The sequence below is a fragment of the Mycobacterium pseudokansasii genome (assembly GCF_900566075.1).
In the GTDB taxonomy this organism is placed as follows: domain Bacteria; phylum Actinomycetota; class Actinomycetes; order Mycobacteriales; family Mycobacteriaceae; genus Mycobacterium; species Mycobacterium pseudokansasii.
Window position 1 is genome coordinate 5476118 of record NZ_UPHU01000001.1, and the last position, 24035, is coordinate 5500152.

Genomic DNA, 24035 nt, shown 5'->3' on the forward strand with positions numbered 1-24035 from the left:
ACCGCGCTAGCCGAAGCGGCCGGAGATGTAGTCCTCGGTGGATTTCTGGCTCGGGTTGGAGAAGATCTTCTCGGTGTCGTCGATTTCTATCAGGCGGCCCGGCTTGCCGACGGCCTCCAGATTGAAGAACGCCGTCTGATCGCTCACCCGGGCGGCCTGCTGCATGTTGTGCGTGACGATGACGATCGTGTAATCCTGCTTCAATTCACTGATCAGGTCTTCGATCGCCATCGTGGAGATGGGATCCAGCGCCGAGCACGGCTCATCCATCAGTAACACGTCGGGCTGGACCGCGATGGCCCGCGCGATACACAACCGCTGTTGCTGCCCGCCGGATAACCCGCCGCCGGGTTTATCCAGCCTGTCTTTGACCTCATCCCATAGGTTGGCGCCGCGCAGCGAATATTCAGCGGTTTCGTCGAGCACCTTGCGGTTGCGCAGGCCTTGCAACTTCAGGCCGGCAACCACGTTGTCACGAATCGACATCGCGGGGAACGGGTTGGGCCGCTGGAAAACCATCCCGATTGCCCGCCGCACCCCGACCGGGTCGATGCCTGGCCCGTAGATGTTTTCGTCGTCGAGCAGCACGGTGCCTTCGACGCGCCCGCCGGGGACCACTTCATGCATCCGGTTCAGCGTGCGCAGCACTGTGGTCTTGCCGCACCCCGACGGGCCGATGAATGCCGTCACGCTGCGAGGCAGAATCGACAAGGACACATCGGCGACGGCCTGAAACGACCCGTAGTAGATGTTGACGTCCTTGAGGTCCAACCGCTTGGCCACTGAGTGCTCCTGCCTACGACTTCCTGGGGACGAGGATGGCGGCGACCACCCTGGCGCCGATATTGATCATCGCGATCAGCAACATCAGCGTCAGCGCGGCGCCCCACAGCCGCTCTGTGGGGACCGGGCTGACGCCGGCGCCCGTGGTCGCCTGGTCATACATCATGCCCGGCAGCGACCCCATGAACCCGCTGAATATGTCGAAGTTCATTGCCTGTGCATAACCGACCAGGATCAGCAGCGGCGCCGTCTCCCCCATCACCCTGGCCAAGGCCAGCAGGATGCCGGTCACGATGCCGGACAACCCGGTCGGGATCACGATCTTGGCGATGGTCTTCCACTTGGGCGCTCCCAGCGCATAACTGGCCTCACGCAGATCTACCGGGACGATGCGCAGCATCTCTTCGGTCGACCGCACGATCACCGGCAGCATCAACAACACCAGCGCCAGCGAGACCGCGAGCTGCGAGCGCGGGAAGCCCAGGACCGCGACCCACAGCGCATAGATGAACAGGGCCGCCACGATGGACGGCACGCCGGTCAGGATGTCCACCATGAAGGAGACCAGCCTGCGCAGCGCGCTGGCGCCACCGTATTCGACGAGATAGATGGCCACCAGGACGCCGATCGGGATGGATATCGCCGCACACACCAGACCCTGCAACACCGTGCCGACGATCGCGTGGTAGGCGCCACCGCCGGCTTTCAACGACGTCATCCCGGCCTGTGAATGCGTCCACCAGGTGCTCGACATGACCGTCCGGAGGCCGTTGACCAGCACCGAGCATAGGACCCAAGCCAGGGGTGTCAACGCGATCGCCATCGACAGCGTCACCAGCGCGGCGGCCACGTTGTTGGTGACTCGACGGCGCCGGCCTAGCGCGGGCAGTGCGGGCGCTTTGACGGGCCGGTCCAGCATCGAGGTCATCGGGTGGCCTTTCCCGCTCCGGCCAGGGCCGTGCGTGCCGCCGCGTTGACCACGAAGGTAAGCAGGTAGAGCATCAGTCCGGCGGCCAGGTAGGCACCGGCTTGGTAGGGATTGCCGAGGCCCGATGCGGCGGCGGCGATCTTGGTCGCGAAAGTCGAGCCACCATCGAACAGCGACCAGCCGAAGGCTTGCTGGGTGCCGTGCAGGATGATCAACAGCGCGACCGTTTCCCCGAGCGCCCGTCCCAGGCCCAACATCGCGCCGCTGATATATCCGGACCGTCCGAACGGCAACACGGTTGTCGTGACGACCTCCCATCGGGTGGCGCCGAGCGCCAGTGCCGCCTCGATCTGGCCGTGCGGGGTCTGGGTGAACACTTCGCGCGTGACCGCGGTGATGATCGGCAGGATCATCACCGCCAGGACAATGCCACCGGTGAAGACGTTGCCCCCACTCCCGATTGACGCATTGCCGCCGGCGAACAGGAAACAGTGACCCAGGGTGTGGTTGAGCCAGGTCGCGACGGGTCGCAGGCGTGGCGCCAGCACGTGCAAACCCCACACGCCGTAGATGATCGACGGCACCGCGGCCAGCAGATCGATCAGGTGGGCCAGCGGCGTGGCGGACCGTCGCGGCACATACTGCGTCAGGAAGATAGCGACACCCAGCGCGACGGGCATGGCCAGCACCAGTGCGAACAGCGATACGAACGTGGTCACTCGCAACAGATCGAGGATTCCGAAGTGCATCGCCGAGGGGTCGGCGGTCTTCCAGGTTCCGCCGTAGGTCAAGAAGTTTTCTTTGTTGCGTGCCAGTGCCGGTATCGCACGCCACAGCAGAAACGCGCCGATCGCGGCGATCACAACGATGATCAAGACGCCGGAACCCTGCGATAGCCGGCGAAACAGCCGGTCCCCCAGACTCGGTTTGCCGTTGCCCCAAGGGTTGACGGAGGTTGCCGGCGGCTCCGGAAAAGGCGCAGCGACGATCGCACCCCCCTCGGCTGGGTTTGGCAATGTCACTGCGATCCCGTCGATCCTGTCACTGCGGTGCTTGTTGGCTCGTCTTCCATCAGCGTCGTCCGTGGTCAAGCAGTCACTGCAGGGCGTTTATGGCCGCGACCAGGCGTTCTTTCACTTTATCTGGCACCGGAACGTAGCCGGCCGACGGAAGGCCGGCCTGACCGTTGGTGACCGCAGTGGTGAGAAACGCCTTCACCGCGGCACCGATGTCGGGCGGGTATCCCTTCGAGCACACAATCTCGTAGGTCGCCAGTACCAAGGGGTAGGCACCCGGGTCCTGGATGGCGAAGATCGAATTGAGCTCCAGAACGAGGTCGTTTCCGTTGGCCGCAAACGTGACGGAGTCGATTGCCTTGCGAGCCGTTTCCTCGGTGAGCGGTACGACGCTGTTGCCGTTGTCAATCTGGGCGAACGGCATACCGGCTCGGTCAGCGAAACCTTTCTCGACATAACCGATCGAACCTGGCGTGACCTGTACGGCTTGGATCACACCGGCCGACCTTTCGACGCCTTCCCCGACACCGCCGTGAAACTCGCCGCCGACACCTCGGCTCCAGCTTTGTGGCGCGGCCGCAGTCAGATACTTCTGAAAGTTGTCGGTGGTTCCCGACGAATCCTTCCGGTACACCGGGACGATTTTGGTATGAGGAAGTGCCACACCAGGATTGAGGGCCGCAAGGATCGGGTCGTTCCACACCCGAATGGAGCCGCTGAAGATCTTGGCCATCGCATCGGCGTCTAGGACCAGGGTCTTTACGTCAGCGAGGTTGTACACCAACGCAATTGGCCCGAATACCAGCGGCAGGTCCCAGGCCGGATTTCCTTTGCAGCGGTTGGCCGCCGGACCGAGCTGTTCGGCGACCAGGGGCGAGTCCGATCCCGCGAAGTCGACATGACCGGTGATGAACTGCTCGCGACCAGCACCTGACCCGGTCGGGTTGTAGGACACTTTCTTGCCCGGACACGCCTGGCCCCATACCTGGTTGAACAACGCCATGGCATTCTGCTGGGCAGTCGATCCCTCGGCCGTCAGCGCATCTCGGCCGCTGCAGTCGGCCTTTGCCTGCGGCGCTTCGGAGCCATGCGCCGAGGAACCACCGAGGTTTTGATCGCTACCGCATGCGGTGAGGGCCCCACCGCAAGCGATGATCATCGCCACCGCCGCCGCGAATGCCCTGCCCACCGTGTCGAGCCTCATCGATCTCGCTCCCTGAATGCATACGATTGCGGCGCTGCACGGCCGTCTTCAGGACGAATTGCCAAGTCAACCATTAACTATGCGTCGTACCGGAACTTGCCGGTTGGCCATCGTCAGCCGAGTGCCGGATCTGAGCCGGCCAGCGCGTAGGCCGTGTCGACGCTATAGGTGACAAATCCCAGGCTGTGATAGGTCCGCATGGCCGCGACGTTGTCCGACTCCACATACAGCATCACCGTGGGTTCCTCGGCAGGGGTCACGCCGGCCAGCCGCCGCGCCAACGAGCTGAGACCGATCAACGTCAGCGTCTTGCCGAGTCCACGCCCTTGCGCTGCCGGATCGACGCCGAGAACGTAGACCTCGCCGAGGCCAGGCTGGTCGTGGTGAATCTTGGTCCAGTGAAAACCCAGCAGCTTGGCCTCGTGGCCCGGGGAAGCGTCGAACGCCAGGAAGAGGCCCGCCGGATCAAACCAGGGTTCGCCGCGCCGCTCGGCCAGTTGTAGTTGGGTCCAGCCACCTTGTTCCGGGTGATATGAGAACGCGGCGTTGTTGACCCGAAGCAGCTCGGCGTCATCGGTCGGGCCGGCGTAGCTGCGGATCCGCAGCCCGTCGGGGATGGTCGGTTCGGGAATATCGCGCAACGAGCGGCGCATCTGCACCAGTTCGCGCACCGGGGCCAGACCCAGCGCGGCGGCCGTGGCCCGGGCGGCTTCCAGGGTGCCGTGCGCCCAGAACTGGTTTCTCCCATGACTCTGTGTCAGCGCGGCGCGCACCAGGGCGGTGCCGACACCGCGGCGCCGGGCTTGCGGGTGCACGACCAACTCGGCCATCGGGGAATCGGCACCGCGAGCCGGGCTGAGGTTGAGATAGCCGACGATCGCGTTGCCCGCTCGAGAATCAGTGGCCACCAGATGGTGGGTGCGCCGCTGCCCCAATTCTCGCAGTACCTGCTCGCCCACCGGGGCCACACCGTCGAATTCCGTTGCCGCCGAAATTATTTCGCGTACTTGCTGCTGCTGATGTGCGGTCAGCGCCGAGCGCCACTCGCCCGGCGTCACTGACTGCGCAGCGGGTCGGCCAGTGGGTCCTGGAAATCTGGGGAGTCGGGCCCCGATCCTTCGTCGTCGGGCTCGGCGACTGCGGTTCGACCCCGCGCGGGCCGCACCGCCTTGTAACCGACGTTGCGGACGGTACCGATCAGGGCTTCGTGCTCGGGGCCGAGTTTGGCGCGCAATCGCCGAACGTGCACATCGACCGTGCGGGTGCCGCCGAAGAAGTCGTATCCCCATACCTCGTGGAGTAGCTGCGCACGCGTGAAGACCCGTCCGGCATGTTGGGCGAGGTATTTCAGCAGTTCGAATTCCTTGTAGGTGAGGTCGAGCGGTCGGCCGCGCAGTCGCGCGGTGTAGGTTCCCTCATCGATCACCAGCTCCCCCAGGCTGACCTTGCCGACGCCTTCCTGGTCGGACAGACCGCCTCGCCGGCCGACCACCAGGCGCAGTCGGGCGTCGATCTCGGCCGGCCCGGTACTGGGCAGCAGGATCTCGTCCAGCCCCCAGTCAGCGCTGACTGCCACCAGCCCGCCCTCGGTCACCACGGCCACTACCGGCGCGGACCGGCCCGCGGTGCTCAGCAGACGGCACAGACCGCGCGCGGCCGACAGGTCGTTGCGCGCGTCGACAAGCACCGCATCCGCGTTACCGGCCTCCAGAAGCGACGAAGCCTCCGGCGGAGCCGTCCGCACGTTATGAGGAAGCAGCGACAGCGACGGCAGGACTGGGTCGGGATACAGCTCCGAGGTCAGTAGTAGTAATTCCAACGATCCCCTCCAGCGTCGGGGGAAGGCATCTCCCAGATTCAGCGCAACCGGTGAACTTTAGCGGCCAGATCGTCTAACGATAACCTGCCACCTGGTCTTTGGCCCGGTGACGATGCAGGCACTGCCTGCCGAGGAGCCCGGGCAACTCAAGGCCGAGCCTCGGCCAGCGATAACGCCGGGGCGGGCACTGCCTGCCGAGGAGTCGGGCAAATCCGACGACGCGGCCTGCGAAATTGGCACCGGGCGCCGCGTCATGTCACATTCGCCCCATCTGCCCCAGCGGGCGCGGGGGATCTGCGTTGTGCCCAGGTCACGAGAAAATTCGATCGTTGACCAGCACCGTGGACACCCACGGACACCCTGGCCCTATTTTCGGCACGCCGATACCGCACCTTCGCTCGAACCTCTTGTGATGGCAGGCGTTCGGGAGATACCTCACGTACTCACTGAATCGGCGGCCATGCCGCCATATCGAGTGTGCGGCGACGGCTTTGACTGTGCATGTAGGGCGGGTCCGCGCACGATCGGCCGCCCTGGCGACACAGTCGACGCCGCCAGCGCACACTCGACGCCGCCAGCGCACACTCGACGCCGCCAGCGCACACTCGACGCCATCAGCGCACACTCGACGCCATCAGCGCACGCTCGACGCCATCAGCGCACACTCGACGCCATCAGCGCACGCTCGACGCCATCAGCGCACGCTCGACGCCGCCAGCGCACACTCGACGCCGCCAGCCGTCGACCCAACCGCACCAGCCCACGGCCTCCCTCTCTTCACGCCGGGGTGTAGCGCCCTCAACGCTCTCAGCGACAACGGCTGGGCAGCCGAGCGCGGCGGTCGTCGCTCCAAGCCGGGCACATTGGGTACCGGCGGATCCGGAGGCACATGTGACCGCTGTGCCGGCGGCACCTGAAACCCCGGCGCTGCAGCCGGCTTCAACCGCAGCTTCGGGCCTGCCGCCAGCGGGTCAAGATTCAGATGCGGCCATGAAAGCCGTGGACGGCGACGCCCGGGGGCCTCGGCCAGCGATAACGCCGGGGCGATAGGCCACAATATGCGGATGCGCAAGGTGCTGATCGGCGTCGCCGCCGTGGCCGTCGTCGTCCTCGGCGCTGTCGGCGTCGACTTCGGCGCCAGCATTTACGCCGAATATCGGCTCTCGACGAGCGTGCGCAAGGCTGCCAACCTGAGCTCTGATCCCTTCGTCGCCATCCTCGGCTTTCCGTTCATCCCACAGGCGATGCGAGATCGGTACGACGAGCTGGAGATCAAGGCCTACGCCATCGACCACTCGACAGTGGGCACAGCCACGCTCGAAGCCACCATGCACTCCATCGACCTGTCTCACGCGTCCTGGTTGATCCAGCCCGAGGCGAGGTTGTCGGTGCACGAGCTGGAAAGCCGCATCATCATCGACTCCATGCACCTGGGCCGTTATCTGGGAATGGCCGATCTGATGGTGCAGGCGCCTCCCCAGGAGAGCAACGATGCCACCGGCGGCACCACCGAATCGGGGATATCGGGCAGTCATGGGCTCGTTTTCAGCGGAACACCGAAGTCAGCCAACTTCGATCGTCGGGTCAGCGTCGCGGTGGATCTGTCCATCGATCCCCACAGCCGCGACACCTTGGTGATCACGCCGACACGGGTGGTGACCGGCCCCGACACCGCGGACCAGCCCGTTCCGGACGACAAGCGGGAGGCGGTGCTGCACGCCTTCGGTAGCAGGCTGCCCAACCAGAAGCTGCCGTTCGGGGTGGCACCGACTACCGTGGGCGCACGCGGGTCGGACGTCATCATCGAAGGCATCACTTACGACGTGACCGTTGCGCTCACCGGATTCAGGCAGTCATGACCACCGAATCGACGCCCCACGGCAGTTCAACGCCGGCAGCCCGGGCCCCGACGACACTGTTGGCTTGATCACTACGTCATTGGGTAAGCTGACCGACGTGTCAGCCCGCCTCGAGCTCAAGCTCACCCAGCGACGCGCAGTTGATCTGTGCCGCATCACGGGCTGTTGCTGTTGCTGTTGCTGTAGCTGCTGAGTAGCCGCGTCGTCCGCGCAGCGCTCGGCGCAGCCTCGGAGACCCACCGCGGCGTATCTCCCACCTTTTCCGTTTCCGCGCAATCGGCGTATCTAGGAGTAATTCGTGTCGAGTCATACCACCCCCGCCCGAGTGGGCGTGGACGTCCGCGGGCCGCGATTCGCCGCGTGGCTGACGACGGGGGTCCTGGGGCTCGTGCTGATCATTTCCGCCTTCAGCCCGGCAGCTGCCGCAGTCACCTTGAGCATCCAGGCCGTCGTGTTCGCTGTCGGCGCCGCATTCGGGCCTCGCCGGCACCCCTATGGGTTGCTGTTCTCGACGTTCGTGTTGCCCCGCCTGGGACCGGTGCGAGAACGAGAAGCCGCGCCACCGCTGAAGTTTGCCCAGCTGGTCGGACTTGTGTTCGCGCTTTGCGGCATCACCGGCTTCGCTGTCGGCCCTGTCGTGGTGGGCGTCGTTGCGACTTCGTTCGCGCTGGCGGCCGCCTTCCTGAACGCGGCCTTCGGCAGCTGCCTGGGCTGCCAGCTTTACCCGCTGCTGGCCCGCCAACGGCGCGGCACCGTTCCCGCCTAACTGCTGTTTATCTGACGCAAATCGAAAGGACCCCACCATGGCACGCTCCGACGTCCTGGTCTCTGCCGACTGGGCTGAGAGCAATCTCAGCAATCCGGAAGCCGCCAACATCGTCTTCGTCGAAGTCGACGAGGACACCAGCGTATACGACGACGGCCACATCCCCGGCGCCATCAAGCTGGACTGGCGCACCGACCTGCAGGACCCCGTCAAGCGCGACTTCGTCGATGCCCAGCAATTCTCGAAATTGCTCAGCGACCGCGGCATCGCCAACGACGACACCGTGATCCTCTACGGTGGCAACAACAACTGGTTCGCCGCCTACGCCTACTGGTATTTCAAGTTGTACGGCCACGAGAAGGTCAAGCTCCTCGACGGCGGCCGCAAGAAGTGGGAACTCGACGGCCGCCCGCTGTCCACCGACACCGTCACCAGGCCCGCGACCTCCTACAGCGCGGCCCCGGCGGACAACGCCATCCGCGCATTTCGCGACGAGGTGATCGCGGCCATCGGCGCCAAGAACCTGGTCGACGTGCGATCCCCCGACGAATTCTCCGGGAAGATCCTGGCGCCGGCGCATTTGCCGCAGGAACAGAGCCAGCGGCCCGGCCATATTCCCGGGGCGATCAACGTGCCGTGGAGCAAGACCGCCAACGAGGACGGCACCTTCAAGTCCGACGAGCAGCTGGCCCGGTTGTACGCCGACGCCGGCCTGGACGGCGCGAAAGAAACCATCGCGTACTGCCGAATCGGGGAGCGGTCCTCGCATACCTGGTTCGTCTTGCACGAACTGCTCGGGCACAAGAACGTCAAGAACTACGACGGTAGTTGGACGGAATACGGCTCCCTGGTGGGCGCCCCGATCGAGTTGGGAAACTGATATGTGCACTGCGCCGAAGCAAGGACTGACGCTGCCTGCCAGTGTCGACCTGGAAAAGGAAACAGTGATCACCGGTCGCGTCGTGGACCGCGACGGCCAAGCCGTGGGCGGCGCCTTCGTCCGACTGCTGGACTCGTCCGACGAGTTCACCGCGGAGGTGGTCGCGTCGGCCACCGGTGACTTCCGGTTCTTCGCCGCGCCGGGCTCCTGGACGGTGCGCGCGTTGTCGAAAGTCGGCAACGGTGACGCGGTGGTCAGACCGTCGGGCGCGGGCATTCACGAGGTCGACGTCAAGATCGCCTGACGGCCGGCCAGGCTGATCCCGGATAGACTCATCCACGTGGTGCTGTTCTTCGAGATCATGCTGATCCTGGCGACAGTGGTTATCTCCTGGTTCGCGCTGTACGCGCTGTATCGGCTGATCACCGACGAGTCGTGACCTCCGACGACGGCCATAACGGGCCGGGCGCAGTTGCGGGCTCCGGCGACCGTGGCGTCGCTGGAATTTTTCAAGCCGCCGAACGCGCCAAGCTCACCGCGGCCCGCAACATTCCCGCCTTCGATGACCTGCCGCTACCCGCTGACACCGCGAACCTGCGCCAAGGCGCCAGCCTGCACGACGCACTGCTGGCACTGCTGCCGCTGGTCGGTGTGTGGCGCGGGGAAGGCGAGGGCCGCGGACACGACGGCGACTACCGCTTCGGCCAGCAGATCGTGGTGTCGCACGACGGCGGCGACTATTTGAATTGGGAAGCCCGGTCGTGGCGTCTCACCGACACCGGTGAATACCACGAACCGGGTTTACGCGAGACGGGTTTCTGGCGTTTCGTCAGCGATCCCGACGACCCGAGCGAGTCGCAGGCGATCGAGCTGCTGCTGGCCCACTCCGCTGGTTATGTCGAGTTGTTCTACGGCCGTCCGCGCACCCAGTCGTCCTGGGAGTTGGTGACCGACGCGTTGGCCCGGAGCCGCTCCGGCGTGCTGGTCGGCGGGGCCAAGCGGCTCTACGGCATCGTCGAGGGCGGCGACCTGGCCTATGTCGAGGAGCGGGTGGACGCCGACGGCGGGTTGGTGCCGCATCTGTCGGCGCGCCTGTCCAGATTCGTCGGCTAAGAGTTGGCCCCCGGCCCGACCCGCCGAAGCTAACCGGCTCATTTGTTGCCTTCGGCCTCCGGTTCTGCGTGTACTGTTCGACGACCGAACAGCCGATGCACGAACGAAAGGAGCCGGCGGATGGCGCGCAGCAGGACACCCTCACCGGTGGCTCGCTGGGTGGTGTCGGTCATCGGGGTGCTGTTGATCGCCTATCTCGCCGCGGTAGCCCTGCAACCAGCCATTCTCGATCTGCTGCCGACGTGGCTGAGCTGGTTCGGCCGTCCGGGATCGATGGCGACCATCGCGGTCGTGGTGGCGGTTTTGATCGCGGTCTCGGTGCTGAACTTCCGGGGAAACTCCAGCCACCGGCTGGTGGGTGTTTCGTTCACCGTGATCGCATTGCTCATCACGATGAGCGCCGTGTTGGGCCTCAGTTCGTACTGGGGTTGTCACGACGCCAACCATCCGGCCTTCTTCACCCCGCTGATGTGGACCGCCCAGCTGGTCAAAGGCAGCACCGGGGACACCTCGCTCAGCGGGCGCACCTGCCCCAACCCCACCCCCGTCGGCCTGGAACTGGCCCGCATCGCGGCGCTGTCGGCGATCTTCACCGGGTTGGGCGGCGTCGTCGTCGGCGTCTTCCGCTCCCAGGTGGACCGGCTGCGGGCCAACCTCGCCGACTCGGTCACCGCCATCGTCGGTGTCGACGACGACACCGAATCGATGGTCAGCGCAATCGCGCGGACGCTGGACCGGCGCAGCACCCTGGTGGTGATCACCAACGCCGGCGACGACCGGGTGCAGCGGGTCCGCAGGCTGAGCGCCCGGGTGGTGCTGGTCGACCTCAACGCCCCGTCCACCCTGGTGTCGCTGCGACTGTGGCGACATCTCGGGCGGCTCTATCTGATGTCGCCCGATCCGGCGACCAACCTGACGTGGCTGGACCTGATTGGTCGCCGGCTCGCCGAGATCGGCGACAGGCAGCGGTTGCCGCTCATCGTTCGCATCGACGACCCGTGGCTGGCCGAGGCGTGGCGGGCCCAGCAGTTCGGTGGCTCCGACACCAGATGGGCCGCCGACGTGGTCGGCCGGTACGAAGTCACCGCCGGCCGACTACTCGACGGCGTTATCGCGACGCCCAACATTCAACGCGTATTTGTCTGCGGCACTTCGCAATTGACGTTGGCGCTGTGCGCCGACCTGACCCGCCGCGCCCTCGAACGCGACTTCTACACGCCGCCCGGCGTGGCACCCCTGCCGGCGCTCACGCTGGTGGAACGGGACGCCGAGGACTACCTCAAGGACCATCAGTTCTACCGCCAGCAGGCCGGCTTCTTGTCCGAGGGCCCGACGATCGACGCGGTGCCCGAGGCGCCGACGGTCCCGACTCTGCTGCGGCTGATCGGTGACGCCGACCCGGCAACCTGCGCGGTGATTCTGGTCGACACCCATTCCGCGGCCACCGGCACCAGGCTGGGCGCGCGCGTGCCCGCGATGCCCGTCTACGCTTGGGACCCCAATGCCCGGGGCACCGACGATTCCTCGCAGATCGTCGGCCTGCTGCAGACCTACAGCCTGGCACTGGACACCCGCCAGGGCCAGGTACAGGATGCCTGGGAACGAGCAGCCAGGCTGATCCACGAGCGCTATGTCGCCACCATCGACCCGAGCGCGCCCAGATCCCCGGCGGCCATGCCGTGGGCCCAACTGGACGAGTTCTATCGCGGATCGAACCGGCGCCAGGTGCGCAACGCGCTATGGATGGTCGAACGGATCGCCGGACATACCTGGAACACCTGGGGCAGCCCCCCGGCTCAGCTGTCCGGCCGGGACATGGCCGATCTGCCGCCGCTGGAACAGCTCGCCCTGATGGGCTTCGACCGCCATTCGGCGCTGAGCATGGCCAAGGCAGAACACGAGGACTGGTGTCGCTACTACCGTCGCAATGGCTGGAAGTACGGAACCCCCCGCGACGATTCCCGCCGAATCCACGACAAGCTGGTCGACTGGTCGGAGGTGGAATGCAATCCCGACCTGCTCAACGCCGCGGTGCGCAGCCTGGCGGCCACCCTGTGGAGCCTGCGCCAGCTGGGCTACCGGTCGCGCCCGCTGTGGCGGTCCTTCACTCGTGTCGGGACGGTCACCGCTGAGCAGCGGAGCAGCCCGTGGACCTGGAGGTCGGATTCGGGACAGACCATGCGCGCAGCCGCGGGAGATTGGGCCGTCGAAGCCGACGGAAAGACCTGGTCCGTGCGCGACGACATCTTCCGGGCCACCTATGAGGATGTCGGCGACGGGCAATGGCGCAGAAAGGGGCAGGTGCAGGGTCGGCCCGCGCACGCGGGCGAGACGATCAACACCCTGGAAGGGCCGACGACCGCCGCGGACGGAGACTGGGTGGTACGCGGCAGTGACGGCGAGCAATGGCCAGTTCCTGGAGACGAGTTCGCCCGCCGCTATGTCGAACTTCGTCCCCCGGCGGATGAGGACGCCCACGACGGACCGGATGGTAGATAGAAGGACGCATCGGCGCCAACCGGCGTCATGATGCAGCGCACGTTTGCCAAAGCCAGATTGCTGTGCTCAATGCCATGCGCTACCGTCGCTTGACGGATTCGCCGTGTTAGCTCCCCGCGCCCCCTCAATCGGAGACTGCTATGGCCATATTTATCAGCTACTCAAGCCAAGACCGGTCGTCGCTGGAAGCCCTGACGGCCGCGCTTCGGCGTGCCCAGCAGCAAGTGTGGTTCGATCAAGAGCTGGGTGGCGGCGACGCTTGGTGGAACAAGATCCTGGAGCAGATTCGCGCGTCTGACGTCTTCATCGTCGCGCTGTCGAATCACTGGCTGCAGTCCAAACCCAGCCAGGCCGAATTGCGCTACGCGCAAGCCCTGCAACGGCCGATCCTTCCGGTACAGGTCGGGCCGGTCGACAGTGTGCGGGTAAATCCGGTCTCGACGTTGCAGATCATCAACTACCAGAACCCGACCGTTGACGCCGGCATCCAATTGGTCACGGCGATCCACGCGCTGCGTGACAAGGTCCCGCCGCTGCCGTCGCCGCTGCCCGAGGAACCGCCCGTACCGTTCGGCTACCTGATGCGGCTCGGCGACACCCTGGCCGAAAAGGAGCTCAGCCCCCAGCAACAACTCCAGATGCTGGTGGAGCTTCGATCCGGGCTAGACGAGGACGGCGACGATCCGAGCGCTCGCAGCGACATCGCGCAGCTGCTGCGCATGCTGCGCATGCGACACGACGTCACGTACCGCACCCGCACCGAAATCGACAATGTGCTCGCCGAAATCGGCGCCGTCGAAGCGGGCCCGGCCGGCGCAGCGTCGGCACCGCAAGCCACACCGCTACCGAGTCCGGCTCCGGCAGCCGAGGCGGCGTCCAGCACCCCGTCTCGGCCGGCACCGGCGCCGGTCGCGCCCAGCGGCGCCACCGGGCAGTCGAACAAGCGGCTGCTCGTCATCGGCGGTGCCGTCGTGGCCGTCGTCGTCGCCGTCGCGCTGATCGCGGTGTTCGCCACCCAGGGAGGCGGTCGTAAGCCGGCGGCCAAGCCGGGCGGCTCCACGGCTCCGGCGGCTCCGGCGGCCTCATCCCGCATCGAACCGATGCTGCTCGGCGCCGCAGAAGTCGGACAGATTCTCGGAGACCAGAACATGTTGGTCTCTGCACACGGCGACCAACTGCGCACCCCGCAGGGGACGCTCTCCGAGCCGGCATGCCTGGCGGCCTACGAACCCCTCCAGGAGTCGGTGTATCGGACTCATTCCCCTAGCGAGGTGCGCAGCCAGGTCCTGCACACCCAAGGCGAGAACCCGGCGCACCGAGTGATCGAAGCCGCCGCTGTCTTCCCGTCGGCCGAGAAGGCTCGGGCGTTCGTCCAGGCGTCCGCAGACAAATGGGCGGCCTGCGCTAACCAGACCGTCAAGTTCACCAGTTCGACCAAAACCAGCGAATGGACCTTCGGGGATGTGACCGGGGCTTCCCCCAAGATCGCCCAGGTACGCACTGAGACCGACGGCAGCGGCAAGGCCTGCCAGCACGTGCTGAGGGCGGTCTCCGATGTGGTCATCGAGGTGGAGGCCTGCGGTACGGACATCGCTGACGGAGCCGGCCAGATCGCAGAACAGATGAGCGCCAAAGCGGCGAAATAACACCGGCTGGATATGGAGCGGCCCCCGAGCGCATTTCCGGTTGGACAGATCGGAAGCTCGGGGGCCGGGTGGCTACGTGGGATTCGCCAGCGTGCGTTGAACGCCGGCTCTTCCGAGCCATTGCAGCTAGCGCGCAGCCACCTCACATGTCCATGAAGCTATCAATTTCGCGGACCACCTCCTTTCCTGTGTACGGCTGACCGTACCCTCACTTCGAGCTGCCGACAACAGAATTGGCGTCTTCAGCGGTCGCTGACGATGGCCGCATCGACCAATTCGGCGAATGCGGCGGCGATTCGGGCGGGGGGTAGTCGTCGGCCGTTGAGGGTGTGCACGCGAGCCGCCAGAGTCATGCTCGACACCAGCCAAACCCCTTGAGCGGCAACCAGATCGAATACTCGCAAGGCCCGGTAGTCGCAGTCGTAGCCGCTGGCCCGGGCCACGTGGAAGAGGGCTTGCTGGGTGGTGCCGCGCAGGATCGGATACCACGGCGGCGGCGTGAGCAGGCAGGGGTTACCGCCGGCCATGCCATCATCGTCGGTAGCGATGATCACCGTGGAGCGGGGTCCTTCGAGGACGTAGCCGTCGGAGCTGACGAAGATGACGTCGCCGGCGCCCTGCCTGGCGGCGTGCCGCAAGGCGGCCATGTTGACCGCGTAGGACAGCGTCTTGGCGCCGGCCATGAGCCAGGGCATTGTGTCGGCGCCGGCGGCCGGCAGTCCGCGGTCCAGGGTGATCGCCGCGACGCCGGAATGCCGGACCGCGCCGACCCGGTCGGGGACGGGGTTGACCATCACGTAGGCCGTCGGTGCCGCGGGCGCACCTTCGGCGAGCGGCGGACCGCTCTCCGGGCCGCGGCTGTAGATCAGCCGCATCGCACCCTCGTCGCCGGTGCCGGCAACCCACCGCTGCGTGGCCAGGTTGATGGCATGCCTCCAGTCGGCGAGGTCCGGTTCGGGCAAATCCATCAGTCGGGCCGAATGGGTCAGCCGCTGCAGATGCGCTTCCACTAGACACGCCGCGCCATCGCGCACCAGCAGCGTCTCGAAAACGCCGTCACCCCGCACCGCGGCCAGATCGTCGGCCCGCAACAACGGCGTCTCCGGTGTGAGGATTTCACCATCGAGCGTGACGACAACGCCGAGATGCCCGGCCATGCCCCAGGAGCCTAGTGGCCCACTCCCGTGGGTTTGATGCCCGCTCGGTCCGGAGATTAGCGACTCGAGTGCCCGTAGAGTCCTTCCGTAGAGTCGATGTGTGACCGCAGTCCCCGCCCCGAATCCAGGACCCGACGCCGGCGCGATCTGGCATTACGGTGATCCGTTGGGCGAACAGCGTGCGGCCGAGACCGATGCCGTATTCGTCGATCGCTCCCATCGCGCCGTCATCGCCTTGACCGGCAAGGACCGCCAGAGCTGGCTGCACAGCATTTCCACGCAGCATGTCAGCGAGCTGCCCGAGGGCGCCAGCACCGAGAATCTCAGCCTGGACGGACAAGGCCGGGTGGAAGATCACTGGATCCAGACCGAGTTGGGTGGCACCACCTACCTCGACACCGAACCGTGGCGCGGCGAGCCGTTGCTGAGTTACCTGCGAAAGATGGTGTTCTGGGCCGACGTCACCCTCGATGCCGCCGACCTGGCGGTGCTGTCGCTGCTGGGCCCGCGGTTGTCCGACCGGACGGTACTGGACGTGTTGGGCCTGGACGCATTGCCGGCCGACCTGGCCGCGGCGCCGGTCGACGGCGGCGGATTTTTGCGCCGGATGCCGGCTCCCGCCGGGCGCATCGATCTGGACCTGCTGGTGCCGCGCGCCGACTGCGCCGACTGGCAGCACCGCTTGACGTATGCCGGTGTCCGACCGGCCGGGGTGTGGACCTACGAGGCACTTCGGGTAGCGGCCAGACGCCCCCGGCTGGGCGTCGACACCGACGAACGCACCATTCCCCATGAAGTGGGCTGGATCGGGGGCCCCGGGCTAGGGGCTGTGCACCTCGACAAGGGCTGCTACCGCGGACAAGAAACCGTCGCCCGGGTGCACAACCTCGGCAAACCGCCGCGGATGCTGGTGCTGTTGCATCTGGACGGCTCGGGGGATCGGCCGTCCACCGGCGATGCGGTTACGGCGGGCGGTCGCGCTGTCGGACGCGTCGGAACGGTGGTCGAGCACGTCGACCTGGGCCCGGTGGCGTTGGCTTTGGTCAAGCGGGGGCTGCCCGCCGATATCGAGCTGACTACCGGCCCCGATGCCGATATCGCCGCGGTAATCGACGCCGAGTCCTTGCCTCCTGCCGACGAAATCGGCGCCGGACGGCTGGCCGTCGAGCGATTGCGACGCGGTGTTCGGTGAAACGTGTGACGTCCGCCATGCTGTCGGGACTTGGGTGGCAGGGTGTGCCCACGCCCACGCATGGGCACGGTAAGCTGTCGGCAGGACAATAACGACACTAAGAGATCGGAGCCGCCTACTCTAGGCCGCTCCGTTATTTCGCGAGGGGGTCCCCCCATGGGCCGCGGCCGGGCTAAGGCAAAGCAGACCAAGGTTGCTCGAGAACTTAAATACAGCTCCCCGCAGACCGACTTCCAGCGGCTTCAGCGTGAGCTGTCGGGAGCAAGTGCCGATGCATCCGACCACGTAGACGACGACGTCGAAAACTCGTGGGACGAGGATGAGAGCTGGCGCCGCTAGCGGCGCACCCGGGTCCCCGGTTTTCACCCGTGCTGCGGCCGTGCGGCCGTCGGGCTGGTGGGGCTCATCTCACACATACGTCTTTGAATACCTGGCGATAGAGCCGCGTTTGCCGGCGAGTCATCGGTGGGCCGATCCACGTCAACGGGATTGTGCGGGTAGGCCGCGGGTGCGTGTCGTGTTGCTTTCGGCCCTCCGGTAAGTCCGGGCGTTGGCCTCTCGGTCGAACGTTGTCCGGTTGTGTCCCAACCGATAAGAACCGGCTCGATCATCTTGAGCAGCCCGCGCGCATCAACGGATATCGCCGGCTGCAGTCCACTCTTGCCGCGAAATAAGGGATTGGCGGTGAGTACGTGCTGTCATACTCGGGACGTCTGATTCCGGCGTGGTGCCCGGCGAATGGAGGCGTGCGATGTCGTTTGTGGTGGCCCAACCGGTGTGGATGCGAGAGGCAGCGGCGGCGTTGGCCCGGGTGGGCTCGGCGGTTGATGCTGCGGATGCAGCCGTGGCGGGGGCGACCACAACGTTGGTGGCTGCTGCGGACGACGAGGTGTCGGTGGCCGTGGCGGCGCTGTTTGCCAGCCACGGGCAGGCTTATCAGGTGCTCAGCGCCCAGGCTGCAGTCTTTGAACAGCAGTTTGTGCAGGCGCTGATGGCCGCAGGCAATGGGTATGCCGGTGCTGAAGCGGTCAATGTGCAGCAGCTGATACTCGATGCGGTCAACGCCCCGACGCGCGCGTTGCTCGGGCGTCCGCTCATTGGTGATGGAACACCGGGCGCGCCGGGTCAACCCGGTGCGCCAGGGGGCTTGCTGTTCGGCAACGGCGGCAATGGGGGTGCCAGCGCGACTGCGGGGGTCGCCGGTGGTGCCGGTGGAGCCGCAGGGCTGATCGGCAATGGAGGCGCTGGGGGTGCCGGTGGGGCCGGTGCCGCCGGCGGCGCCGGCGGTGCGGGAGGCTGGCTGTACGGCAATGGCGGTGTCGGTGGGTCCGGCGGCGCCGCAGCCGCGGCGGTGGGCATGGGGGGCAGCGGCGGGGCCGGCGGTGATGCCGGGTTGTTCGGCGTCGGCGGAGCCGGCGGACGCGGTGGAGCCGGGGCACTCGGCGCGCACGGGGTCAATCCCGGCCTCGCCACGCCCACCACGCCGGCGGCTCACGGTACCGACGCCGGCGCACATGCCGGAGGCGGGCCCGGCGCCGACGGCACAGTCACCGGGCAAGCGGGGGGCACCGGCGGCAGCGGCGGCACCGACAGCACCGCCCCCGGGGCTAACGGTGGCGGTGGTGGTGGTGCTGGTGGGGCGGGCGGCCTCGGGGCACCCGGCGGCACCGGCGGCACCGGCGGCACCGGCGACTCCGGCTCCGGCTCTGGTGCTGGTGGCGGAGGCGGCGGGGGAATCGGCAGCACCGGCGGTAACGGCGGTTCGGCCGTCGCCGGTAGCCCAGGTGGCGGGGTCGACGGCGGTGCCGGCGGCCCGCGCGGTTCCGGTGGCAACGGCGGTGGCGTCGGCGGCGGTGCCGGCGGGTTCGGATCGTCGACCAGCGCAGGTGGTGGTGGCGGCGGTGGAGTCGGTGGTGCTGGTGGTGCCGGCGCGCCCGGCGGACACGGCGGCAATGGCGGCAACGGCGACGGCGGCGGCGGTGGCGGCGGCGGTGCTGGCGGCGTTGGCGGTATCGGCGCGCCGGGTGGCCACGGCGGAAACGGCGGAAACGGCACTGTTGGCGGTACTGGAGGCGGCGGTGGTGCTGGCGGCATCGGTGGTGCCGGAGTGGCCGGCCAAGGCGGTGGCGGTGGCGGGCACGGTGGCGCCGGCGGTCGGGGCGGCCTCTTGTTCGGTGTCGGCGGTGACGGCGGCTCCGGCGGCGGCGGCGCTAACGGCGGCAACGGTGCGCCCGGCGCCGTCGGCGGCACCGGCGGCAATGGTGGATCCGGGTCTACCGGCGGTGCCGGCGGGGACGGCGGGGCAGGCGGCGACGGCGGCGATGGCGGCGGCGGCGGCAATGGCGGTGCCGGTGGAGCAGCTGGCGCAGGCGGGCTGTTCGGTCGCTCAGGCAGCTCCGGCGCAGGCGGAGTAGGCGGGGCGGGCGGCGCGGGCGGCGCCGGCGGCGCGGGCGGCGCCGGCGGGACAGGCGGCGCGAGTGGGACAGGCGGATCGGCTGCGGCCGGCGATGCGGGCGCGCCCGGACACAGCGGCGACCCAGGCGCTGCCGGGCTCAATGGGGCCTCCGGTTAGGGCACTGTCGCCCGAGCCGAGCGCAGTCCGCGGATCTTCACGCCGCGTTGCTCTGGGCAGGCCTGCACCATCCCAGAAGGGACCTTCGTGCTGTCCGCGGCCGAGGGCCGCCGTCTAAAATCTCGGGTGCTGCCCGACCAGCGTGGCACGTGGACCGTCTTTTCCGCCTTTGCGCACGGTTCCCAAAACCCAGCAGCTCAGGTGCCGTGCGGTCAGTATGGCCAATGCCCGGTCGGTGTCTTCGGGCGCGACGATGGCGACCATGCCGATGCCCATGTTGAACGTCTTTTCCATCTCTTGCCGCACTACCCGGCCACGCTGGGCGATCATGGCGAACACCGGTGCGGGTGTCCACGTGCCTCGGTCTACTTCAGCGACCAGACCGTGCGGAATGACCCGTTCCAGGTTGCCGGCCAGCCCGCCGCCGGTGACGTGGCAGAACGTGCGAACGTGCGTTTCGGCCGCGAGCGCCAGACAGTCCTTGGCGTAAATCAGGGTGGGCTCCAGCAATTCTTCGCCCAGAGTCCGACCGAACTCCTCCACGTAACCGGCGAGGTTCATCCGGTCTATCTCCAACAGAACCGCGCGGGCCAGCGAGTATCCGTTGGAATGCAGACCCGACGAGCCCATCGCGATGATGACGTCGCCGGGTCTTACCCGCTCGGGTCCCAGCACATCGTCGGCCTCCACCACGCCGACGCCGGTGGCCGAGATGTCGTAGTGGTCGGGTTCCATCAGGCCGGGATGTTCAGCGGTCTCGCCGCCCAGCAGTGCGCAGCCCGCGCGCACGCAGCCCTCCGCGATGCCGCTGACGATCGCGCTCACCCGTTCCGGAACCGTGCGACCGACGGCTATGTAGTCCTGGAGAAACAGCGGCTCGGCACCACACACCACCAGGTCATCGACCACCATCGCGACCAGGTCGAGGCCAACGGTGTCGTGTTTGTCCATTGCCTGAGCAACCGCCAGCTTGGTGCCGACACCGTCGGTGGAGGCGGCCAGCACCGGTTCGCGGTAGCCGCCGCGCAGCGCGAACAACCCGGCGAAACCGCCCAGTCCGCCGCGCACCTCGGGCCTGGTGGCTTTCGTTGCCAGCGGCTTGAACATCTCGACGGCGCGGTCACCTGCGTCAATGTCCACCCCTGCCGAGGCGTAGGTGATGCCGTGGTTAGTCAGGCCTGTTGGGGAGCTTTCCGGACTTTGTGGCGGTTCCGTCATCGCGATAAAGGCTACCGGGCCGCGCGCATCACCGGTATCGGCGACCGGCGCTCTCGGGCCGACCGCCTCTCGGGATCGGTTATGGGGCTGCGTGGGTCAGCGACCGATCGGAACTTCGTCGACAGCAAGGTCACCCAGGCCGGCTCCACGAGCAGCGTTGGTGAGCATCTGCTCGATGACGTTTTTGCCCAGCGCGCTCTCGCTGGGCAGTTCGATGGGGTAGACGCCGTCGAAACAAGCGGTGCACAGCCGGGACGCAGGTTGCTCGGTCGCGGCGATCAGGCTACGCAGCGAAATGTATCCGAGCGTGTCGGCGTTGATGGCATGCCGGACCGCTTCGAGCATCTCGGCCTCGGCCTCCACGGCGTTGGCGATCAGCTCGGCCGGTGACGGGAAGTCGATTCCGTAGAAACACGGCCACTTCACCGGCGGCGAGGCGATACGCACGTGCACTTCCACCGCTCCGGCCTCCCGCAGCATGCGCACCAGCGCGCGCTGGGTGTTGCCTCGCACGATCGAGTCGTCGACGACAATGAGCCGCTTGCCGCGGATCACCTCTTTGAGCGGGTTGAGCTTCAGCCGGATGCCGAGCTGGCGAATGGTCTGCGACGGCTGGATGAAGGTGCGCCCGACGTAGGCGTTCTTCATCAGCCCCTGCCCGTACGGGATGCCGGACTCTTGGGCGTATCCGACGGCGGCGGGTGTGCCTGATTCCGGCACCCCGATGACCAGGTCGGCGTCGACCGGGCATTCGCGGGCCAGCCGACGACCGATCTCCAGTCGGGTGGCGTGCACCGACCGGCCGGCCAGCGTGCTGTCGGGACGAGCCAGGTAGACGTATTCGAAGATGCAGCCCTTCGGCGTGGGGTTGGCGAAGCGGGTGGACCGCACGCCGTCGGCGTCGATCGCCAGCAATTCGCCCGGTTCGATGTCGCGCACGAAGGACGCGCCGACGATGTCGAGCGCAGCAGTTTCCGAGGCCACCACCCAGCCGCGGTCCAGCCGCCCAAGCGATAGCGGCCGCACCCCGTGCGGGTCTCGGCAGGCATACAGCGTGTTCTCGTCCATGAACGTCAGACAGAACGCGCCGCGCACGGTCGGCAGGAGTTCGAGCGCCGCCTGTTCGAGGGTGGAATCGGCCGAGCCGTGGGCCAGCAGCGCCCCCAGGATGTCGGAGTCGGTGGTCGCCGGAGCGGGGCAGCAGCGGCCACCGATCAATCCCGCTTCGCGGGCGCGGGCGGCAAGGGCGGCGGTATTGACCAGGTTCCCGTTGTGTCCCAGGGCGACCCCGGTCCCGGCGGCGGTATTACGGAACACCGGTTGGGCGTTTTCCCAGGTCGTGTCGCCCGTGGTGGAGTAGCGGCAGTGCCCGATAGCGACGTGGCCCTGCATGGCCGCCAAAGTCTGCTCGTCGAATACCTGGCTGACCAGGCCGAGGTCCTTGAAGACCAGCACTTGCGAGCCATCGGCTACCGCGATCCCCGCGGCCTCCTGACCGCGATGCTGCAACGCGTACAGGCCGTAGTAGGTCAGCTTGGCGACATCTTCCCCCGGGGCCCAAACCCCGAATACACCACACTCTTCACGGGGCGAGTTCAGGTCTTGCTCGGGCTGCTGGACGGTCACGGTTAGGCGACTCCCTGGGGCGCGAATGGTGACGTATAGGAAGTCTACGGGTAACTCGGGCATGTCGCCGAATAGACATGGCGTGTCCGGGGACCGCAAGCCTTGCCGGTACGCCGGCGCAGCGGCGTGATGCCGCCGATAGTCAGCCCGACAGCTTCACCACCGGCAGCCACGAGGCGATCTCGCGCGCCCGCGAACCGGACAGGATCAGCGCTCCGCCGGCAGCCGCGTCCTCGACGGTCAATAGCCCGGTGGCCAGCAGCAGCCAGGTGCGCGGATGTGTCTCCACGACGTTGGGCGGCGTGCCGCGGGTGTGTTTGGGCCCGGAAACACATTGCACCGCCGCGAACGGCGGGATCCGGACCTCGACGCTGGCGCCGGGAGCCAGTGCGGACAGGGTGCGCGCGGTGAGGCGAACCGCCGCCGCCAGCTCATCCCGGTCGGGTGCCGGACGCGTCTCGTCGCGCAGCCAGTCCGCAACGGCCAACACAGCCTGCCGAGTCTTAGCCGGATCGGCTTTACCGCGGGTGGCCATGCTCTAGGGTCTCAGAATCATGGATCCGCGAACGCGGCCACCGTACAAGATCGTCGGTCTGCTGGGGCTGATGGTGTTGGCGCTCGTCGGCGCCGGGCTCTACGCCCAGTTTCGCGGGGCGTTCATCCCGAAGACCACGTTGACGATGCTTGCTCCGCGTGCGGGTCTGGTGACCGACCCAGGCGCCAAAGTCACCTACAACGGTGTGCAGATCGGGCGGGTGGCCAGCATTTCGGAGGTCACGCGAGACGGCGTTCCGGCGGCCAAGCTGGTGCTGGATGTCGATCCGAAGTACATCGCCTCGATTCCGGCCAATGTGGGCGGCGAGATCAAGGCGACGACGGTCTTCGGCAACAAGTACGTGTCGCTGACGTCACCGAAAAACGCTGACCCACAGCACATCACCCCATCCATGGTGATCAACGCAACGGCGGTGACGACGGAATTCAACACGCTGTTCCAGACGCTGACGGCCATTGCCGAAAAGGTCGATCCGGTCAAGCTCAACCTGACGCTGGGCGCGGCCGCTCAGGCCCTGAGCGGTCTGGGGGACAAGTTCGGCGCCGCACTGGTCAACGGCAGCACCATCCTCGACGACGTGAACCCGCGGCTGTCCAGGGTGCGGGCCGAGATAAAGGGCCTGGCGGCCCTGGGCGACGTCTACGCCGACGCGGCGCCGGACTTGTGGACCGCGCTGGACCAGGCAGTCACCACCGCGCGAACCATGAACCACGGGCAGGTCGATCTTGATGCGGCATTGCTGGCGGCGGTTGGGTTGGGCAACAACGGTTCTGACGTGTTCGGTCGCGGCGGGCCATACCTGGCCCGGGGGGCCGCCGATCTGGTTGTCCCTAGCCAACTGCTCGACGAGTACAGCCCCGAAATCTTCTGTACCCTCCGCAACTACCACGAAGTCGGGCCCAAAATCCGCGCTGCCCTCGGCTTCACCGGCTACTCGCTGGGGGCCGCGTCCGGCAGCATCACCGGCGCACCGAGCCCCTACATCTATCCGGAGAACCTGCCACGGGTCAACGCCCGGGGAGGACCCGGCGGGAAACCCGGGTGCTGGCAACCGATCACCCACGACCTGTGGCCCGCCCCGTTTCTGGTGATGGACGTCGGTGCCAGCGTGGCGCCCTACAACCATGTCGAACTCGGCCAGCCGATGTTCACCGAATATGTCTGGGGACGCCAGTTCGGCGAGTACACCATCAACCCTTGA

General features: G+C 67.0%; 22 protein-coding genes. 12 read left to right on the plus strand and 10 right to left on the minus strand.

Annotated features, from left to right (window positions below; translation table 11 throughout):
* Positions 1–6: 6 nt before the first annotated feature.
* The 6 genes from pstB to EET10_RS24695 form a co-directional block, all read right to left on the minus strand.
* Positions 7–783, minus strand: a complete 777-nt coding sequence (gene pstB / locus EET10_RS24670; RefSeq protein ID WP_036407678.1) for a phosphate ABC transporter ATP-binding protein PstB — start codon at positions 781–783, stop codon at positions 7–9.
* A 13-nt stretch (positions 784–796) separates the two neighbouring features.
* Positions 797–1711 (minus strand): phosphate ABC transporter permease PstA, encoded by a 915-nt coding sequence (gene pstA, locus EET10_RS24675; RefSeq protein WP_036407680.1) that lies wholly within the window; start codon positions 1709–1711, stop codon positions 797–799.
* Positions 1708–2733: a phosphate ABC transporter permease subunit PstC gene (gene pstC, locus EET10_RS24680; RefSeq protein ID WP_122502578.1), complete on the minus strand. Its 1026-nt coding sequence runs from the start codon at positions 2731–2733 to the stop codon at positions 1708–1710. Before pstC ends, pstA begins: the two co-directional genes overlap by 4 nt.
* A 73-nt stretch (positions 2734–2806) precedes the next feature.
* Positions 2807–3931: a phosphate ABC transporter substrate-binding protein PstS gene (gene pstS / locus EET10_RS24685; RefSeq protein ID WP_036407687.1), complete on the minus strand. Its 1125-nt coding sequence runs from the start codon at positions 3929–3931 to the stop codon at positions 2807–2809.
* A gap of 113 nt (positions 3932–4044) precedes the next feature.
* The gene (mshD, locus tag EET10_RS24690; protein WP_036407689.1) at positions 4045–4989 is read right to left on the minus strand and encodes a mycothiol synthase; all 945 of its coding nucleotides are present in this window, start codon (positions 4987–4989) and stop codon (positions 4045–4047) included.
* Positions 4986–5750 (minus strand): winged helix-turn-helix transcriptional regulator, encoded by a 765-nt coding sequence (locus tag EET10_RS24695; protein ID WP_036407691.1) that lies wholly within the window; start codon positions 5748–5750, stop codon positions 4986–4988. The genes mshD and EET10_RS24695 overlap by 4 nt, the downstream gene beginning before the upstream one ends.
* Positions 5751–6808: 1058 nt before the next feature.
* Here EET10_RS24695 and lmeA point away from each other — a divergent pair.
* From lmeA to EET10_RS24735, 8 genes are all read left to right on the plus strand, one after another.
* The gene (gene lmeA / locus EET10_RS24700) at positions 6809–7609 is read left to right on the plus strand and encodes a mannan chain length control protein LmeA (RefSeq protein ID WP_036407694.1); all 801 of its coding nucleotides are present in this window, start codon (positions 6809–6811) and stop codon (positions 7607–7609) included.
* Positions 7610–7706: 97 nt separating this feature from the next.
* Positions 7707–7802, plus strand: coding sequence for a putative leader peptide (locus EET10_RS32520; protein WP_368027683.1), 96 nt, complete (start codon positions 7707–7709; stop codon positions 7800–7802).
* A gap of 105 nt (positions 7803–7907) precedes the next feature.
* The gene (locus EET10_RS24710; RefSeq protein WP_036407696.1) at positions 7908–8375 is read left to right on the plus strand and encodes a DUF4395 domain-containing protein; all 468 of its coding nucleotides are present in this window, start codon (positions 7908–7910) and stop codon (positions 8373–8375) included.
* A gap of 37 nt (positions 8376–8412) precedes the next feature.
* Positions 8413–9255, plus strand: coding sequence for a sulfurtransferase (locus tag EET10_RS24715; RefSeq protein WP_036407699.1), 843 nt, complete (start codon positions 8413–8415; stop codon positions 9253–9255).
* Position 9256: 1 nt separating this feature from the next.
* On the plus strand, positions 9257–9559 hold the full coding sequence (locus EET10_RS24720) for a DUF1416 domain-containing protein (RefSeq protein ID WP_023367979.1): 303 nt from the start codon (positions 9257–9259) through the stop codon (positions 9557–9559).
* 131 nt (positions 9560–9690) lie between these two features.
* A complete protein-coding gene (locus EET10_RS24725) occupies positions 9691–10368 on the plus strand; it encodes a heme-binding beta-barrel domain-containing protein (protein WP_036407705.1) in 678 nt (225 codons plus the stop codon).
* Between the two features lie 120 nt (positions 10369–10488).
* Positions 10489–12867, plus strand: coding sequence for a hypothetical protein (locus tag EET10_RS24730; RefSeq protein ID WP_051490824.1), 2379 nt, complete (start codon positions 10489–10491; stop codon positions 12865–12867).
* Between the two features lie 140 nt (positions 12868–13007).
* On the plus strand, positions 13008–14513 hold the full coding sequence (locus EET10_RS24735) for a sensor domain-containing protein (RefSeq protein WP_036407708.1): 1506 nt from the start codon (positions 13008–13010) through the stop codon (positions 14511–14513).
* 242 nt (positions 14514–14755) lie between these two features.
* Here EET10_RS24735 and EET10_RS24740 read toward each other — a convergent pair whose 3' ends face one another.
* Complete coding sequence (locus EET10_RS24740) at positions 14756–15670, minus strand: aminodeoxychorismate lyase (protein WP_063467786.1); 915 nt, start codon at positions 15668–15670, stop codon at positions 14756–14758.
* 100 nt (positions 15671–15770) lie between these two features.
* Here EET10_RS24740 and ygfZ point away from each other — a divergent pair, with 100 nt between their 5' ends.
* From ygfZ to EET10_RS24755, 3 genes are all read left to right on the plus strand, one after another.
* Positions 15771–16862: a CAF17-like 4Fe-4S cluster assembly/insertion protein YgfZ gene (ygfZ, locus tag EET10_RS24745; RefSeq protein ID WP_063467787.1), complete on the plus strand. Its 1092-nt coding sequence runs from the start codon at positions 15771–15773 to the stop codon at positions 16860–16862.
* Positions 16863–17018: 156 nt separating this feature from the next.
* On the plus strand, positions 17019–17201 hold the full coding sequence (locus EET10_RS24750; RefSeq protein WP_036407722.1) for a DUF3073 domain-containing protein: 183 nt from the start codon (positions 17019–17021) through the stop codon (positions 17199–17201).
* A 412-nt stretch (positions 17202–17613) separates the two neighbouring features.
* Positions 17614–19434, plus strand: coding sequence for a PE family protein (locus EET10_RS24755; protein WP_122502579.1), 1821 nt, complete (start codon positions 17614–17616; stop codon positions 19432–19434).
* Between the two features lie 114 nt (positions 19435–19548).
* Here EET10_RS24755 and purM read toward each other — a convergent pair whose 3' ends face one another.
* The 3 genes from purM to EET10_RS24770 form a co-directional block, all read right to left on the minus strand.
* The gene (gene purM / locus EET10_RS24760) at positions 19549–20652 is read right to left on the minus strand and encodes a phosphoribosylformylglycinamidine cyclo-ligase (protein WP_051490825.1); all 1104 of its coding nucleotides are present in this window, start codon (positions 20650–20652) and stop codon (positions 19549–19551) included.
* A gap of 96 nt (positions 20653–20748) precedes the next feature.
* Positions 20749–22278 carry an amidophosphoribosyltransferase gene (gene purF / locus EET10_RS24765; RefSeq protein ID WP_063466279.1) on the minus strand — a complete coding sequence of 510 codons (1530 nt, stop codon included), beginning with the start codon at positions 22276–22278 and terminating at the stop codon, positions 20749–20751.
* A 142-nt stretch (positions 22279–22420) separates the two neighbouring features.
* On the minus strand, positions 22421–22813 hold the full coding sequence (locus EET10_RS24770; protein ID WP_122502580.1) for a sterol carrier family protein: 393 nt from the start codon (positions 22811–22813) through the stop codon (positions 22421–22423).
* A 19-nt stretch (positions 22814–22832) separates the two neighbouring features.
* Here EET10_RS24770 and EET10_RS24775 point away from each other — a divergent pair, with 19 nt between their 5' ends.
* Entirely contained in the window at positions 22833–24035 is a 1203-nt protein-coding gene (locus EET10_RS24775) for an MCE family protein (protein WP_063466281.1), read from the plus strand.